Genomic DNA, 16277 nt, shown 5'->3' with positions numbered 1-16277 from the left:
TCTTTTAGAATTTCTCCAGTTCTCGAAAGAACCTTGTCGCCTGCCAAATGTCCAAAAGTGTCGTTTACAGATTTAAAATGGTCTAGATCCATAATTACAAGCGCTGAATTTTCTTTTTTGTGCTCTTCAAAAATTCTTTTTGCATACGTTGTAATTGTTTCTTTGTTAAAAAGTTTTGTGAGAGAATCTGTGTGCAGCTGCTCAATAACGTATTTTTGCTGGCGGAATTGTTCGGCATTTTCTTTAAGGATAATTCTTCCTATAACCGTCAATTCCCCGTTAGAAACAAAACGAATTCCCAAAAAATGAAGGTTTTCGAGAATTTCCGGGTTATTTGTGCGGATTGAAGTGTAAAAACTTGCATTTATTTCTTTTGGACAGGTTTTTACTTTTTCAATAAAATTTAAAAAGGCCGATTCTTGATTTTCTGGAATAAATTTTTGCTCAAGACAGTATTTTTTCCATTCATCAATATCACATTCGTAAAGGACATTTTTTTTATTGTTGTAAAATTGCGTAATTTTTATAGAATTGTCATTTTCATGATAAGAAAAAGTGCAGTCGTTTTGAATGCTTAGCGCATAAACAAGTTCGTCTGTGTCGTTATTTTGTTTTTTTATGAATTTTATGCACTGTTCAATATCAATCATTTTGAGACAGACTGATTTTTGTCCTTTAAAAATGCTGTCGTATGCCGTAACAAAATTTGTTTTTAAGGTGCGATAATTTTTTTTGAATTTTAAAAGCTTGTATTTGTTCTGCTTATTTTCTGAAAGAAGAAACTTTTTTAGTGAACTTAAACTGCCTGTTCCAGTAAAATCATCGACTGTCTTTATGTCGTGGCCTACGGCATCAAAATAGACATAAAATTCACGGTTTGCATCGAGAATTTCAAATTTCTCATTAAGATATACGCATTTTATGTCTACTTTATTATTCATTTTAAACTCCGCGTTAACAGTGAGCCAAAGGATGCCTCTTTTTTGTCCGTATTTTAATTTTACATGTTGTTATAAAAAACGATTTTCTATGCCATTGCCGCGAGCTTGTGCTCAAGCGCAACAATTCTCTGGTGCAGATAATGGTCTACGGCATATTTTTCCAGAATTCCGAGGGGCTTTCCGTCTTTATCCACAATGCTGATTGCATCAGTGTCGTAGTCATCAAAAAGTTTATATGTCTCTGGAAGCGGAGTATCCGGAGTGCAGGTTAGAGCCGGCTTGTCCATAATATCCATCGAAAGCATATAGCTTCCCATTTCGCCGATTTGCATGGCTTCTTTTATGTGCTCAATGCTTATCTGGCCGGCAATTTTTCCGTCTGAACCGCGGACTGCATAATTCATATTTGAATGTTGGCTGAATGAATTGATGATTTGTCCGACCATGTCAGTTTCGTTTACAATCGCATAATTGTCTGGTGAACAGATTTTTTCGCCGTCAACTTCTACGTCTTTTACAAAAGTCGTCTTTATTAAATCTTCGGCCGTCACGTCCAAGCCGGCTTCTCCGGCTTTTGTGATTCCATAGCGGACACAGATTGGCCCGATTATCTGAACGATAAATGTTGTTGCCGTAATAATCAGCATTATTTCGCCGCCGATTGTATCTGCAAAATCACGGCCTGCCGATGTGCTTAAACCGATTGCAACTCCAGCTTGGCTCAAAAGACAGTACGGAAGATATTTGCGGACTGTATCTGGAGCTTTTGTAATATGCGCTCCGAGTTTTGAACCGATTGTTTTTCCTAATGTTCTTCCTCCAATGTAGAGAATCGCGATTAAGATAAAAAGCGGTTTTAACTGCCAGACGTTGAGTTTTGCGCCTACGTTTACAAAGAAAAGGACATAAATAGGCGGAGTGTATTTGTCTACAAGCTTGAACATATTTTTGACTTTTGGAAGCGAAAAGTTCGTAACGTAAAAGCCGATTGTCATTGCCGTCATAATGTGGTCAAATTTTAACAAAACAGATCCAGCGGTAAAGTGGGCGAGAGAGCAGATTCCTGTCGAAAGGAACAAAAGTCCAAGACTGAAGCCCAAAACCCTGGCGTCGTCGCTCATCATTCCTGTAATGATTTTTGTAAGAATAAATCCGATTATAAGTCCCAATGCGATTGAACCGAAAATTTCAAAAGCAATTGAACCCAGCTGTGCAAAAACTGGAACTGAACGTCCTTCGAGGAGAGGGGAGGCTATTGCGGTTGCGATTGTGTATGCAATAAGGGCAAAACCGTCGTCCATTGCAACAATGCCGAGTGTTGTCGTTGTTACAGGACCTTTTGTTCTGTATTCTTTAAGAACATCGGTTGTTGCTGCCGGAGCTGTTGCCGTACAGATTGCGCCGAGCAAAAGTCCAAGGCTGAGAGAATAAGTTGCATTTTTTGTAATTATAAAAGTTGCGCCTCCTACGAGAACTGCAACGACAAAAAACGGAACAGTTGTTTCTCCGAGAAGAATCCCGATGAACTGCTTGCCGTATTTTTTTATAACGTCAATTTTGAGCTCTGCGCCGACCAAAAAACCGATAAGCGAAAGTGCGATTGTGTTGATTGGATCGAGAGAATTTATAAGTTTATCTCCGAGAATTTTAAATCCAGAGGAACCGATTATGATTCCGATTACGATGTAACCGACAACCTGCGGAATTTTGAGTTTTTGAAAAAGTCTTCCGCCAAAGGAACCAAAAAAAATCATCAATCCTAAAAGGAATACGATTTGACCGCCCTGCAAGTTTAGAAAGTGCATTTGCGCAGGAAGAACGCCAGCCAATGGATTTTGCATAATTTACCTCAGTTTTTTATTATAGTGAATTGATGAAGATTGTGCAAAATAACGGACAAGGGGCTGGAGCACCGCCAAAGGCGTCGTTTTGCGCAGCAAAATGATGGAGCGCGTAGACGCGTAAGTGCGCAAGACCCGGTTTTTGCGAAGCAAAAATGGCCCCTTACTTAAAAAGTTCTCTTACGGTTTGTGCCGGAGTGATTTCGTAGTACAAAAATCCGTACATTGCGGCGGCTCCGATGAGTTTTCGGCCGTATTCGCGTGTTTCCTGGAATGGAAGCGTTTCTAAAAACAAATCCATGCTCATTTTTGGAGGGCGTTTCCAGCGGCGGACATTTGTGAGTCCTGCGTTGTATGCAAAAAGCGCGGAGAGGATTGATTTATTTTCTGAGCGTTCAATAAGGTTTGCAAAATAATGGCTTCCAAGGCGAATATTTGTCTGAGGGTCAAGAATGTTGTAATCTGCAGGCAATTTTAGTTTTCGGGCTTCGTCTGCGGCGGTCGAAGGCATAAGCTGGGTTAAACCGCGTGCTCCTGCTGAGCTTCCTGCTTTTTCGTCAAAAAAACTTTCGCTTCGGATTAAAGCGTACAAAACTGGCTCTGAAATTTTGTTTTCGGCACAGGCGGCTTCGACAAAATTTGAATAAAATCTTGGAAAATTTAATTCTAAAAGTTCGTAAGGAATTTTTCCTGACCAAAAAGTTTTTGTTCTGGCGGCAATTCTTAGGCTTTGAACGGAATAACTGCTGTCAAATTTTCCACATTCGTTTAAAAAACGGCTTGCCTGAATGTTTGCGTCCATGCTCAAAACGGTTCTGTCTTTTAGCCACTGCGGATAAATTTTTTGAGGAAAGCCGTAGGCGGCGTAGCCTGCGAGCAAAACTTGAGAGTCCTTGTCTTCTGTAAAAGTTTTTTCGGTTCCGCCGGAACATAAAATGTCTGTCACATAGGTTTTGTCTACAATATTCATTCTCTCGATTGCGCAGACTTTGTAGTAAAGGCTTGAATTTCCGCTCAAAACGCGGGTGTAGGCGGCAACGGCTTCTTTTGTTTTTGGAGCGCCGTCAGTTTCGCCGTAGCCTTCTTCTAAAATTCTGCCGGAAATGTATGCGTATTTGCAGGCGGTTTCTTCTGAAGCGTGGCTGTCAATAAGTTTCCAGACGTTGTAAAAATCCTGCCATTTTTCGTGTCTTAAAAGGAGAACTGAAAAATTGTCAAAAAAATCGTCAAACCAGGCTCTGTTGTAAATCCGTTCAGAATATTTTTTTAAGGTTGATATTATTTCATCGGTCGATATTCTAAGCTGCATATTCAAAAGGTACCAAAGCGCGTTGTCGAACCGTTCGTTGTCGGTTGTGCAGTCGAGAGCGGATTTAAAACGCTGGGCAGCTTTTTCTTGGAAACGTCCAGCTCTGTCGTAAAGCCTGGCTGCGTAAAAATATGCGCAGTATGCAAGTTCGTAAAGGCTTTGTGCAGAATTTTGCGTTTCGGCTTGAGATAAAAGTTTTCTTGCTTGCAAAACAAAATTTGATGCAAGCGATTCAAAATACTGCGCGCTTGTCTTAAAGTCGCCCGTGCCGTAAAGAGCTGCTTTTCCAATATCGCTCAAAATCTGATAATGCGGCTCAGAATTTTGATTTTTGTAGAGATTTAGAATGTTTTGGATTTCGTTGAATGCAGTCGCATAATTTCTGTTAAAAACCAAAATTCTAAAATTCATAATCTGAATATCTTGCGGCAAATCCTGGGTTTTTGCGGAATTTAAAATATTCTCGGTTTTTGAAGAATTTCTGAGAGATTTTAAGTATTCGCCATAAAAAGTTATATGCGTCTGAGTGAGCGGCCGCGAAGTAAACCATTCAAAAAGCTCATTTTTTAGGCGGGCGTCTTTTTTTTTGAGCAGACTTTTGAGCCTGAGTTCAACGAGTTTTTCCGGGGCGGTTTGCAGTTTTATTTTTGAAGTTGATGAAATTATGCGAGAAAATTCATTCTGCTCAAAGAAAATTTTTGCGCTTGTAAGAAGAGCCTGGTCATCGCCGTATTTTGCTTCGAGAATTTTTGCTGCATGGTTTCGCTCTGTCACGTTTCCGAGCAAGGTTAAATTTTCTGCGGAAAGACGGGCAATTTTTGGGTTTGATTTTTTTGAGCTTTCCTTAAAAAGGCGGATGGCGTTTTTTTCATCATTTTGTTCAAGCGCTTTTAAAGCCATAAAATAAGCGTCATTTTTGCCAAACTGCTTTTTTAAGGACGATGCGCGGGAATCTTTGCAAGAGGAAAAAAGTGTAAGACATAAAAAAGCCACCAGCACAGACCGATGGCTTGAAAATTTCGATTTATTCAAGTTTGCGCTCGACTTATTCAACCGGAATTAAAATATCTGTGCCAGAAATAATCAGGTCAGGATTCTTGATTTTATTATATCTTGCGATTTTTTTATACCGCCATGGATTTTTGTAATAGGCATCTGAAATATCCCACAAAGTGTCGCCCCAGCGGATTCTGTATTTTATGTCTTTTGCTTTTTCGGCAGTTTTCGGAGCTGGAGGAACAGGAACAACAGCTTCCGGTTCAGGAGCAACTACGACAGTGTCTTCGACCGCTTCTGGAGCAGGTTTAGGTTCTGCTGCAATTTCTTCGTTCTGAATGTCCTCCGGTTGAATATCGGAATTCTCTGTTTGAGAATTATTTTCCGACAAAACTTCAATTGGCTCTTTTTCTTTGTGGTTTTTGAGCAAGTTGTATTTTGAAGGAACCACAAAAAGAATAAGCAAGGTTGCAATTACACAAATTATTGCGCATACAACGCAGATAATTACAGGAACGCGGGTTTTCTTTTTAGTTTCTTCTTCATCGTTATAAGAATTGTTTTTCCCGTCTAAAGTTTCTTTGTCGTAAAGATCAGAAAAATCCATTGCCGGACTAGCAGAACTATCTGGAGAATCCAAAGCCGAAGTGTCAAAATCGATTTCGTTGTTGGTTGAATCAAGATTTGTCTCGTTAAAAACAGGATCGTTTTTAAAGGCGGGATCATCAAAATATCCGTTCAAACCCTCAGGTTTTGCCGAATTTTCATTTTCCTGTTTTTTTTCTGTGTTGCTGTCAGCAACAGTTTCGTCAAAATCTGGAAGCTCAAAGTCTTCTGATTTCAAGTCAGAAAAATTGTCATTTTTCAAATCTGCAAAATCATCATCCTTCAAACCGGAAAAATCGTCGTCAGTTTTGGAATCCAAATTGTCTTCTGGAAATTCTGGCAGTTCAAAATTGTCCGCAGCGTCAAAACTATCTGCCTCTTTAGTTTTTTCAGAATTTTCTGGAAAGTCAGGAATTTCAAAATCTTCGGAAACAATATTGCTGTCGTCCGCTTTATTTTGCTCGGCATCTAAAGCGTTGTTTTCCGGTTCAAAAACAGTTTCGTCCGGGCTCGGAGCAATTCCGGCGTTCTGTTCGGTTTCTGTTTTTTCTTCGGCTGGAGCGGCCGCTTTTGCGTCAAAATCCGGTTCATCTTCAGCCTTAAAACCTTCCGCCTGAGGCTCATCGTTTTTAGAATCAGGATCGACTTCCGCAACATCGTTTTCGAGTTCGCTGTCAAAACTGAACGGAACGGTTTCAAATTCGAGTTCTTCCGGTTTTTCAGAGCGGCCGCTTTCTTCGGATTCCGAAAAATCTGAATCTTCGACAGTTTCTGCCGCAAAATCATCTTCAGCAAAAGTCGGTTCGTCAAGCCCGGCAGCAATTTCCGGAATTTCATCAATTTTTGCTTGCTCGGCGCTGTCTTTTTGTTCTTCTGAAAGTTCAAAATTGGCAGGATTTGCGCGTTCAGCGAGCGTTCTGCTTACGAGAGTAACGCTTGTTTCGCTTTGACGGCCAGTTTCTTCATCAATCACTTTTGCATCGAGCTCATTATTTTCGTTCAAGGAAACAGAAAGGTGCAGGTCAGCTTCGCCATTTGGATGCGGAACAAGATTAGAAACTTCCAGAGTATCAACGTATTGAGCGTCTTCCATTGAACCACTTTCAGAACGGTACAAGTCAATCTGAACTTTAGTCTGTCCGTCTTTTACAGTTGTTAAATCGAGCTGGTAAGTTTTTGCAGTTCCCTCTTCAAGAATTGGATAAAAAGAACCGTCTGCAAGTTTAATACCGATTGTTTTCATAAATTACCTCGAAAGAAAAGCGGCCAAAAAAGGCTATTCAATTAGAGTTTCGGCAAAAAAATCAAAAACCAATAGAGATTTAAAATTTTTTTGAGACTTTGGAGCGCAATTTGCTCTCAAACCGGCTCTTACTGCAAGTCCTCCTTCGCTCCGCTCTGTCCGGTCTTTCCGTGCGATCCGGGCTAAGAAAAACTTAAATCTTCCATAAATTATTAGGCTCAATTTCGAGTTTTAAATTTTAGTGTCATTATCGGGCTTGACCCGATAATCCATTGGAAAGATTGCTAATCGAGTTAGCTATGCAAACATCGCGGTGTCAAGCACAGCAATGACAGCCTTGTTGGCATAGGAATAACTGTTTAGCAGCTATTTTTATTAAAACTCGAAATTCGACCTATTATAAAACCGAACATTGATTTTAGCGAAATTTTCTTAAAACAATAATAAATTGTTGCTATTAAGACTTATTACTATTTACAAACAGATTTTTTGTGTTATAATCATTTACAATGACAGTTCGAAACACAAAACAGAGAGATTTGGTTGCAAAACTCATGCAGAATAATTTTTCTCATCCGACTGCCGACGAAATTTACGAAAATGCGAGGTTAGAGAATCCGCATATTAGTCGAGGTACGGTTTACAGAAATTTAAATTTTCTGGCAGAGAGCGGAGCAATTCAAAAAATTGTTGTGCCAAACGGCGCTGATCATTTCGACAGCACTCTTGAAACTCATTATCATTTTGATTGCAACGTTTGCGGAAAAATGTTCGATGTTCCGCGCAATGTTACTTTAGAAATTCATAATGCGGTTGAAGAAATGCAAAAGCAGGGTTTTTCTATTGAAGGGCACAATTTAATTTTTACAGGAATTTGTCCTGAATGTAGAAAAAACGGGCAGAATTGATGGATGTGCTTTTTGGGCGCTTAAAACTTTCAAAAAATTCCATAAAAAAGGAGAAACAGTCAAATGGAAAACATTAAAGGAACACAGACAGAAAAAAATCTTCAGACAGCGTTTGCTGGAGAATCACAGGCAAGAAACAAGTACACTTATTTTGCAAGCAAGGCTCGTAAAGAAGGCTTTGAACAGATTGCAGATATTTTTGAAGAAACTGCGCGCAACGAAAAAGAACATGCAAAAATCTGGTTCAAACTTCTAAATGGCGGCGAAATCGGCACAACTGCAGAAAACTTAAAGGCTGCTGCAGAAGGCGAAAATTATGAATGGACAGATATGTATGCTGATTTTGCAAAAACAGCAAAAGAGGAAGGTTTTGAAAGAATTGCAAAACTTTTCGAAATGGTTGGCGCAATCGAAAAACATCATGAAGAGCGCTATCTCAAACTTTTGAACAACGTTGAAAAAGAACTTGTGTTCAGCAAAGACGGAGATGCAATCTGGCAGTGCGCAAACTGCGGCCATATCGTAGTAGGCAAAAAAGCGCCGGCAGTTTGTCCTGTTTGTGCTCATCCTCAGAGTTTCTTTCAGGTAGAAGCAGTAAACTACTAAAAACTGACAAAAATCCCTGCCAGATTTTCCAAATCAGGCAGGGATTTTATGCATATTTTGCCTAATTTCTGAACGAATGAATCGGAGCTGGAATCCTTCCGCCGCGGTTTATAAATTCCGCGCAGCCGAATTTGCTCACAGGCATTACCGGGCAGCCGCCCAAAAGCCCGCCGAACTCAACCCAGTCGCCAGCCTTTTTTCCCGGTGCTGGAATCAGGCGGACTGCCGTTGTCTTTGAGTTCACCATTCCGATTGCGAATTCATCAGCCATAATTCCGCTGATTGTCGTTGCCGGAGTGTCTCCCGGAATCGCAATCATATCAAGTCCTACAGAACAGACCGTTGTCATCGCCTCTAGCTTTTCAAGGCAGATTGAGCCTTGCTTTACAGCGTTAATCATTCCCTCGTCTTCAGAGACTGGAATAAACGCGCCTGAAAGTCCTCCAACGCTTGTTGAAGCCATTACGCCGCCTTTTTTCACCATGTCTGTGAGCATCGCAAGAGCCGCAGTTGTTCCCGGGCAGCCCGCTCCGTCAAGGCCGATTTCCTCAAGAATACGAGCAACTGAGTCTCCAACTTCCGGAGTCGGGGCAAGGGAAAGGTCGAGAATTCCAAAATCGACTCCAAGACGCTTTGCAGCCTCGCTTCCGACAAGCTGCCCCAGACGCGTGATTTTAAACGCCATCTTCTTGATTCCCTCGGCAAGCTCGTTTATTGGCTTTCCTTTATAGTCTTTTGCCGCCGCAAGAATTACGCCCGGCCCAGAAACTCCGACATTTATAACAGCGTCGCCTTCTCCCGGTCCGTGGAAAGCTCCCGCCATAAACGGATTGTCTTCCGGCGCATTGCAGAAAACAACGAGCTTTGAGCAGCCGTTCACCGCGCAGTCTTTGCTTGCCTCGGAAGTCTTCTTGATGATTTCGCCCATCAGCTTTACAGCGTCCATGTTGATTCCCGACTTTGTCGAGCCGCAGTTCACAGACGAGCAGACAAAGTCAGTTGTCGCCAGAGCTTCCGGAATTGACTCAATCAAGATTCTGTCCGCCGGAGTAATTCCTTTTTGAACGAGAGCCGAAAATCCGCCGATAAAGTTGATTCCAAGTTCCTTTGCGCATTTGTCGAGCGTTTTGCAGTATTCAACGTAGGATTTTGCTCCGCTTGCTCCGGCAATGAGCGAGATTGGCGTTACAGAAACGCGCTTGTTTATGATTGGAACGCCGAATTCCTTTTCAATGTCCTGCCCGACTTTTACAAGATTTCCGGCTTTTCGCATTATTTTTTCATAGATTTTCTGGTTTGCGGCTTTTTCGTCCGAGTCCGCGCAGTCTAAAAGCGAAATTCCCATCGTTATGCAGCGCACATCGAGCTTCTGCTGCATGAACATATTAACGGTCTCCTGAATTTCAACAGGTGTAAAAAGCATATTTCCTCCAAAATAGGGCGTTTCGCCGCTTCGCGCCGCCGGGCTATCCGCGGTTCCGCTTTCGCTCCATTCAAAAATGATGAGATGCAAGCAAGCCGAACGCTATTTTTGAACGGCTCCGCCGCCGCTCCTATCCCTAACGCAAGGTCAATTCTATCTTAAAATGCATTGTTGTTCAAATAAATGTCGTTTTTTCACACTTGACTGTAATGCCTTCAAAAGTATATTATTATTCATACCCTTGGAAACTATAGGAGCTTTTTATGGCAGCAAACAATAAAGAAGAAAAAAAACTTAATCCGTTTGTAGAAGGCGTTCTTGGAGTTGCTTCTCTTGCATTGATTACAGTTGTAGGATTTTTTGTATTCTTCGCATTTGACATTCTTCTCTTGGATTTTGACCCAATCGGAAAACTCGTACAGTTGATTTTCTAATTTTTACTAAAAATCCGTAAGGAACTGAAAATTTGGCAAAAGACCGGCTCATTTTTTGAACCGGTTTTTTTTATTTTACAGAAAATTCACTTCAAAAAAATTACAATATTATTTTTCAATAACGACAAGGTTTCGTTCGCGTTCTTCGCCTTCTTTTGTGTTTTCGGTCAAAAAAGGAACAGTCAGTTTTTCAATTACGTATTTTGGTGAAGATGATTCCAAAGCTTCCATTTCTTCTTTTATTTTTTCGGCTTTTGCCTTGTAAGCCGCAAGTTTTCCGTTATCTTTTAAAATTCTTCGCAAAATTTTGAGCATTTTTTTGTCCAGCGGTCTAAAAGCCCTAAAAACACAAAGATCGAAGCGTTTTTGAGCAAGTCTTTCTGCCTGATTTTCTTCGATCGTAACATTTTCAAGATTCAGTTTTTGTGCACAGGTCAAAAGAAAATTGCATCGTTTTGACATTCTTTCTACAAGCGTAAAATTTAATGACGGAAAAGCGGTTGCCAGCGGAATTCCTGGAAGTCCTGCTCCAGAACCAATGTCCGCGAGCATAAGGTTATTGCAACCGAAAGAAAGTTCTGTTCCGGATTTTTCGACAAGACCGGCGCATAGGGCGGCGACTTTTTCTGCGCCGCTTAAACTGTCCAAAACATGGCGGATTGCAGTTTCGTCGTAGTCTTCTGTATTTATAAGGTCGAATTTTTCGTTAAACTCCAGAAGCGTTTTTATGTAAATGTCCATTTTTTCTTCAAGTTCTGGCAGCGGAAGCGTTTTTATTCCGCAAAAATCGCCTTTTTCAAAACCAAGCTGGACAAGTCCTTCGTGAAGATAATTCATAAAATGCCTCTTTTTGAATAAAAATTTTATTTTATAAAAAAAATAAAATCGAAACCGAAATTTCAGCTTCAGTTTTTACATGCTCAAAAGCAAATCTAGATTTGTTCCGTCTTTTTCCGCTTTTAATGTTACAAGATTTCCTGTCTTGTAGGCGTAAAGTTCACCAAGCTGGCATATTTTATACAGATACGACGAATTGTTTTTTTCTGTCTGAGAAAGCGCCGTCGTTGCGGTAAATTTGTTGCTTCCGTTGGTTGCTCCATCCGCCTTAAACAAAATATAAAAAGTTTCCGAAAGATTTTTTCCGTTTAACTGATATTTGCAGTCGCCGGTCAATAAAAAAGTTCCGTCAACTTGCGGCTCAGAGAAAAAAACAGTCTTGCAGGCAGGTTTTAGATTTTGACCGTTTACTAAAAATCTCAAAATCGACTGATTTTTTTGAGGAACTTTTAAAGCTTCGTTTTGAGAAAAAATTGCCGCATTTTGCGCAGAAGTTCCAATATTGCCATTTCCGATGGCTGCCTTTTTTAAGTTTTCAAGTTCCGAAAGAATTTGCCGTAAATAAATCGAATTTTGTGCGTTCAAAGCCAAATTTTTTGAGGAATTCAGCGAATTTGACGGATTCGTCTGGTTTAGCGAAGAACCGAGAAAAGAAAGTCCAGAATTTTCGCTGGAAAGACCGGAAATTTCTCCCAAAATCCCAAGACTGCTCAAATTTGAGAGGTCGCCTGCTGTAAGATAATTTTTTAATTCGGAAAGTTGAGCGTTTTTGCCAGAAAATGCCACCGCTGTAGAATTTTCTTCGGCTTCCAAATTTTTTGCGTCTGAATTTTCATTTTTTGAAGGAACTGCGTTTTTTGCGCTGGAAACTGCGTTTTTGCGTCCGGTATAAAATTCCTTATTTCCCGGAATATAAAAACCTTTTCCGATTGAAGGCGAAGAAATTGTCGGCATAGAAGTCGAAGGCATCTTCGGCTGAGCCGGAAGTTCCAGATTTTTTTGCGCAGAATTCTCCTGAGCAAAAATTGGATTTTCAACTTTTGCACTGAGAATCAAAATAAATGCGGCAGACAAAAAAACAGTTTTTTTACAGATTTTCAAGGCTTTCTTCCACATATTGCAATCTCTGCTGGAGGGCAGTGATAGTTTTTTCCAGACGATTTTTTTCTTTTTCGAGTTTTTGTCTTGGATCGTCATTTTTGTGCTGTTTCATAAGCTGGGCAACAGTGTCGGCAGGCTTTCCTTCAAGAATCTGCTGTTCAGCAGCCTGACGATCTTCCGATTTTTTTAATGACGCAACTTTTTTCATATTGTCAAAACCGATTGCCGGATTTACTTCCACCATTCCAACTTTTGTAATTTCTTTTGCAGTTGTGCGCGGCAGACACAAAACGCGGTCAAGATAATCCTCGTAACGAATATTTAACTTTTCGCAGAGAGCATGAGCCTGGCTCAAAAGCCTTCCAAATTCCTGCATCAATTTTCCGTTTACTTCTATATAATCGCGACGAATTTTTTCAGTCAATTCCTTTAATTCAGGAGATTCTTCAATCGAAATCTTATAAATTCCAAGACTTTCTGCTTTTTGAAGCAGGGCATGGAATTTAGCCCAAAAAGCCGCATTATGAGCTTTTCCGCCGGCCATAATTTTTCCGCCGCTTTCGGCAAGTTTTTCTTCGTTTACAAGATGGTGAGTATATTCGTGAATCGCCGTATAAATAAGCTGATTGTCTTCCTTAAAATTTTTATTGTGCAGTAAAATTTCTCTTGTTTCCGGGTTGTAAAGTCCGTTTACCCTTGTCGATTCTTTTCCAGTCAAAATTACCTGAAAATCCAGTTCCGTCGGCTGAATTTCCAAAAGTTTTTGTTTAATAGTTTCGTTATCCATAAGTCGAATTATAGTCAAAAAAATTTAATTGGTCATTAAAAAAATGCTCAAGGCTTTCAAAAAACAATTTTTAAATTTTGAATTCCGGGCCATTTTTGCCTTGCAAAAACCGGGCTTTTCGCACTTCCGCGTCTTCGCGCTCCATTGTTTTGCCTTGCAAAACAACGCCTTCGGCGGTGCTACAATCCCTTGTCCAAATTTTGTATTTATTCCAAAAATCCCATCGAATTTAAAATAATGCTTGCCGCAACGGTCGCCGCTGTTTCGGTTCTTAAAATTCTGCAGCCCATCGAGCAGAGCGTAAAATTGTTTTTTTCCAGAAGGTCGCGCTCGTCGTCCGTCCAGCCTCGCTCGCTTCCAATTGCCGCAACAATTTTTGCCGAACCTTCTTTTTCCAAAAAACTGCGCAAACTTTCTTTTGGGCGGCGGTTGTCCAGGGCAATTAGCGAAGTTTCAAATTCTCTGTCGCTTTTTACAAGATTTATTGCTTCCGAAAGCGATTTTGCAACAATCAGTTCAGGAACATGAGTGCTTGCCGCCTGCGCCGTTCCGTCCAGAAGCATTTTGTATGCAGAGCCGTCAGAAACAACGTTTGAGTCAAGATAAGATTTTTCGGTCAATTTAGTTCCAGTCAAAATAACTTTGCGGCATCCAAGACCTGCAACATCGCGCAAAAGCCTTCTTAATTGAATTGGACGCGGAAAACCAATAATCAAACTGAGAGGATAAAGCGGTTTGCCGCGGGTTTTTGGCACAAAAGAAAAACTGATTTGTCCGTCGCCAGAAATTTCTGTAATTTGGGCAATTCCTGCCGCACCGCCAATAATTCCTGCATCAAAAGTGTCGCCAGTCGTTTTGTGCAAAACTTTTATAATATGCTGTGCCCGCTCATCGCTTTTATTTAACGGTTTTGAAATTTCTTCACTCGTAAAAAGACAAATATTCATAAAAATTCCTGGTGTCTAAGAAATCTCTTAGAATGACCTAATTTTAGATTTTTTTTATAGATTTTACAACGAAAAGAAATTTATAATAAACCAAGCTGTTGTTTTGCTTAAAAATTATCAAAAAATCGGAGCGGGCTAATGATGTTGTATAAAAAGAATTTGTTCTTTGTAGTTTTTACAACGCTTTTTCTCGCTTCTTGCGATTTAGATTTAAGTTTAACTGCGGAAGCAACTTCTTCGACAGTTTCTTCTGCAACGTCCTCAACTGTTTCTTGGGATGCTTCTCAGAGCGATATTTTTGAGCTTTCGGCAGATGTAAAAACCGTAAACATTTCAAACGCAGTTTCCGGAAAAACACTTTATTTTGTAAGAAGAAACACCGGTTCGCAAACTATCAGTTCAACAAATACAAGAACTCTGACGGCTTCAAGCCAAAGGCTGGCCGTTTCCAGCACTTCTAGCGATTTTTTAGAATTAGATGAAGAAGTTCAAAATCTTCAAAAAGGTTTTGCCGGCTGCTTTATTCCTGAGCAAATTGATTTAAAAAATTACGCTTCTTCAGCCCGCTCGGTTTCTGTTTTGTCCGAAACTGCAATCAGCGGAAACGTAGGCGAAACAAAAAGAATTTACGTGGACAATAATACCGATATTTCAACTTTCGTTCAAAAATCCGCAACTCTCCGCGCAGTTGGAACTTACTGCTATGTCTGGGTTGTAGACGATTTTTATTCTTCAACTGCCGGCGAAAACAAAGTTGATTCTGCAATTGCTCAAAAATATGCGGACGCCTTTGACAAGATGTATCCTATGATAACAAATGTTTTTGGAAAAGAATCTGATAATATTTATTATGATTCCAGATGGCGCAATATGGAAGATTACAGCAGCACTGGTACAAAAATAAACATTGTTGTTTACGACATTGGAAACGATTATTCCCTTTCCAAGGAAGATAAATGCGGAATTGTCGGATATTTTTATGCAAAAGACTATATTTATAATTATTCAGAAAATGGCGTAACTTCAAATAACGGAAAATATTTTTATATAGATTCCGGATATTCAAATTCGAATTTTGACACTACTATTTCTACTTTGGCGCACGAATTTCAGCACATGGTAAATTATAACCAGAAAACTGTTTCGCACGATCTGACCAGCGGTCAATGGTACAATGAAATGCTCAGCATGCTCTGTGAAGATATGATGCAGAAACATTTGGGAATTGACGACGAAGATTCTCCTAAAGCAAGAACAACAGTTTTTAACGCATATTACTACTATTCTGGAATTAGCGAATACAATTCAAAGAATCAAATTTATTCGTATGCAACTGCATTTTCGTTTGGTTCGTTTATTGCCAGAAATTTTGGCGGAGCGGAACTTGTTCAAAAAATCAGTCAAAATTCTTATGTGGATAACGATTCAATAACAGATGCTGTAAATTCCTTAAATGGCACAAATTACACTTACGATGATTTATTTGAAAAATACTTGCTGGCGCTTTTGGGAAATTCAACTTATACGCACGATAAAGATGCAGAGTGCACGCTCAAATACAATTCAGGCGATTACAGCTTAAATCCTTATGAATATCCAATGACCGCTTACAATATTTTCGATTCTGAATATTCTTTTTCTGTGAATGAAAAAGAATATTATGGACCTGCAATTTTTAACTATAATGCAAAAAGTGTTGATTTAAGACCGGAAAATGGAATTTTAATTCACGGAATAGGAACTTTTTCCGGTTCGAATGTTTCCGTCAGTTTCTCGTCTGGAACAAGCGCGGAAAAAATATATTTGATAATAAAATAAAAAACGGTCGTTTCTCGCTTTGTTGCGAAACAACTTAAAAAGTCAATCCTAAAACTGAAATTTTAATCTTGACTTTTTATGGGAGAAAAACTGAATGAAAAAAATATTTTGTTTTTTGGTCTTTGCATTATTTTTTTGCGGCGCGATTTTTTCTTTTTCAAAAAATGACGGAGCTACAGAAATTGAAGGTTTTATAAAATGGTACGGGAATTCGCCGGTTGATTTTCCGGGAATTGTATGCGATGACGGAAGAATTTTTTCGTTAAAAGTTGCCGACGGAGCAAACTTTGTTTTGGAGGATGTTACAAAGCTTCAGGGAAATAAAATTCATCTGGAAGGAAAAATTGACGAAAACCAAAAAAATGGATTTGAAGTTTTAAAAGACGGAGTTTTTATAATTTCGGCCTTTGAAAAAATATAAAAAGATTTTTAGGTTGAGCGGAGTTTATTTAGCCCAAGCTTCGAGTTTTATGATTTAAT

General features: G+C 39.7%; 14 protein-coding genes. 5 read left to right on the top strand and 9 right to left on the bottom strand.

The window, feature by feature from the left end; all coding sequences use genetic code 11:
- From B3Y13_RS04850 to B3Y13_RS04835, 4 genes are all read right to left on the bottom strand, one after another.
- On the bottom strand, positions 1–941 hold a 941-nt coding region (locus B3Y13_RS04850), incomplete at its 3' end, for a GGDEF domain-containing protein (RefSeq protein ID WP_296693044.1).
- Between the two features lie 86 nt (positions 942–1027).
- Positions 1028–2782, bottom strand: a complete 1755-nt coding sequence (locus B3Y13_RS04845; protein ID WP_296693043.1) for a cation:proton antiporter — start codon at positions 2780–2782, stop codon at positions 1028–1030.
- A gap of 163 nt (positions 2783–2945) precedes the next feature.
- Positions 2946–5084, bottom strand: coding sequence for a flagellar assembly lytic transglycosylase (locus tag B3Y13_RS04840; protein WP_414718186.1), 2139 nt, complete (start codon positions 5082–5084; stop codon positions 2946–2948).
- A gap of 52 nt (positions 5085–5136) precedes the next feature.
- Entirely contained in the window at positions 5137–6936 is a 1800-nt protein-coding gene (locus tag B3Y13_RS04835; protein WP_296667003.1) for a LysM peptidoglycan-binding domain-containing protein, read from the bottom strand.
- A 509-nt stretch (positions 6937–7445) separates the two neighbouring features.
- Between B3Y13_RS04835 and B3Y13_RS04830 the strand changes: the two genes are divergently transcribed.
- The gene (locus B3Y13_RS04830; RefSeq protein WP_296693039.1) at positions 7446–7844 is read left to right on the top strand and encodes a Fur family transcriptional regulator; all 399 of its coding nucleotides are present in this window, start codon (positions 7446–7448) and stop codon (positions 7842–7844) included.
- Between the two features lie 63 nt (positions 7845–7907).
- On the top strand, positions 7908–8450 hold the full coding sequence (gene rbr / locus B3Y13_RS04825; RefSeq protein ID WP_296017688.1) for a rubrerythrin: 543 nt from the start codon (positions 7908–7910) through the stop codon (positions 8448–8450).
- A 61-nt stretch (positions 8451–8511) separates the two neighbouring features.
- Here the strand turns inward: rbr and B3Y13_RS04820 are convergent, their stop codons facing one another.
- Positions 8512–9873 carry a PFL family protein gene (locus B3Y13_RS04820; RefSeq protein WP_296693037.1) on the bottom strand — a complete coding sequence of 454 codons (1362 nt, stop codon included), beginning with the start codon at positions 9871–9873 and terminating at the stop codon, positions 8512–8514.
- Positions 9874–10136: 263 nt separating this feature from the next.
- On the opposite strand from B3Y13_RS04820, the gene B3Y13_RS04815 reads away from it, so the two are divergent.
- Positions 10137–10307 (top strand): hypothetical protein, encoded by a 171-nt coding sequence (locus B3Y13_RS04815; RefSeq protein ID WP_288516204.1) that lies wholly within the window; start codon positions 10137–10139, stop codon positions 10305–10307.
- 108 nt (positions 10308–10415) lie between these two features.
- Here B3Y13_RS04815 and rsmG read toward each other — a convergent pair whose 3' ends face one another.
- The 4 genes from rsmG to B3Y13_RS04795 all read right to left on the bottom strand — a co-directional run bounded on the left by rsmG (position 10416) and on the right by B3Y13_RS04795 (position 13979).
- Entirely contained in the window at positions 10416–11144 is a 729-nt protein-coding gene (rsmG, locus tag B3Y13_RS04810) for a 16S rRNA (guanine(527)-N(7))-methyltransferase RsmG (RefSeq protein ID WP_296667700.1), read from the bottom strand.
- A gap of 75 nt (positions 11145–11219) precedes the next feature.
- Positions 11220–12245: a hypothetical protein gene (locus B3Y13_RS04805; protein ID WP_296667703.1), complete on the bottom strand. Its 1026-nt coding sequence runs from the start codon at positions 12243–12245 to the stop codon at positions 11220–11222.
- The gene (locus tag B3Y13_RS04800) at positions 12232–13032 is read right to left on the bottom strand and encodes a hypothetical protein (RefSeq protein ID WP_296017712.1); all 801 of its coding nucleotides are present in this window, start codon (positions 13030–13032) and stop codon (positions 12232–12234) included. The genes B3Y13_RS04805 and B3Y13_RS04800 overlap by 14 nt, the downstream gene beginning before the upstream one ends.
- Positions 13033–13238: 206 nt before the next feature.
- On the bottom strand, positions 13239–13979 hold the full coding sequence (locus B3Y13_RS04795) for an RsmE family RNA methyltransferase (protein WP_296693035.1): 741 nt from the start codon (positions 13977–13979) through the stop codon (positions 13239–13241).
- A 138-nt stretch (positions 13980–14117) separates the two neighbouring features.
- Here B3Y13_RS04795 and B3Y13_RS04790 point away from each other — a divergent pair, with 138 nt between their 5' ends.
- Both B3Y13_RS04790 and B3Y13_RS04785 read left to right on the top strand, forming a co-directional pair.
- Positions 14118–15797: a hypothetical protein gene (locus tag B3Y13_RS04790; RefSeq protein WP_296693034.1), complete on the top strand. Its 1680-nt coding sequence runs from the start codon at positions 14118–14120 to the stop codon at positions 15795–15797.
- 94 nt (positions 15798–15891) lie between these two features.
- Positions 15892–16218, top strand: coding sequence for a hypothetical protein (locus tag B3Y13_RS04785; RefSeq protein ID WP_296693031.1), 327 nt, complete (start codon positions 15892–15894; stop codon positions 16216–16218).
- Positions 16219–16277: the final 59 nt, after the last annotated feature.

It is taken from the genome of Treponema sp. UBA7567, assembly GCF_002476655.1.
GTDB lineage: Bacteria > Spirochaetota > Spirochaetia > Treponematales > Treponemataceae > Treponema_D.
The sequence above is the reverse complement of the archived record's forward strand: the minus strand, read 5'-3'. Positions and strand labels throughout refer to the sequence as shown.

Excerpts from the sequence above, each read along its gene's own strand:
- B3Y13_RS04790 (WP_296693034.1), top strand. The coding sequence starts at position 14,118 with ATGATGTTGTATAAAAAGAATTTGTTCTTTGTAGTTTTTACAACGCTT.
- B3Y13_RS04845 (WP_296693043.1), bottom strand. The coding sequence starts at position 2,782 with ATGCAAAATCCATTGGCTGGCGTTCTTCCTGCGCAAATGCACTTTCTA.
- B3Y13_RS04820 (WP_296693037.1), bottom strand. The coding sequence starts at position 9,873 with ATGCTTTTTACACCTGTTGAAATTCAGGAGACCGTTAATATGTTCATG.
- B3Y13_RS04835 (WP_296667003.1), bottom strand. The coding sequence starts at position 6,936 with ATGAAAACAATCGGTATTAAACTTGCAGACGGTTCTTTTTATCCAATT.
- B3Y13_RS04795 (WP_296693035.1), bottom strand. The coding sequence starts at position 13,979 with ATGAATATTTGTCTTTTTACGAGTGAAGAAATTTCAAAACCGTTAAAT.
- B3Y13_RS04785 (WP_296693031.1), top strand. The coding sequence starts at position 15,892 with ATGAAAAAAATATTTTGTTTTTTGGTCTTTGCATTATTTTTTTGCGGC.
- B3Y13_RS04800 (WP_296017712.1), bottom strand. The coding sequence starts at position 13,032 with ATGGATAACGAAACTATTAAACAAAAACTTTTGGAAATTCAGCCGACG.
- B3Y13_RS04830 (WP_296693039.1), top strand. The coding sequence starts at position 7,446 with ATGACAGTTCGAAACACAAAACAGAGAGATTTGGTTGCAAAACTCATG.
- B3Y13_RS04815 (WP_288516204.1), top strand. The coding sequence starts at position 10,137 with ATGGCAGCAAACAATAAAGAAGAAAAAAAACTTAATCCGTTTGTAGAA.
- rbr (WP_296017688.1), top strand. The coding sequence starts at position 7,908 with ATGGAAAACATTAAAGGAACACAGACAGAAAAAAATCTTCAGACAGCG.
- rsmG (WP_296667700.1), bottom strand. The coding sequence starts at position 11,144 with ATGAATTATCTTCACGAAGGACTTGTCCAGCTTGGTTTTGAAAAAGGC.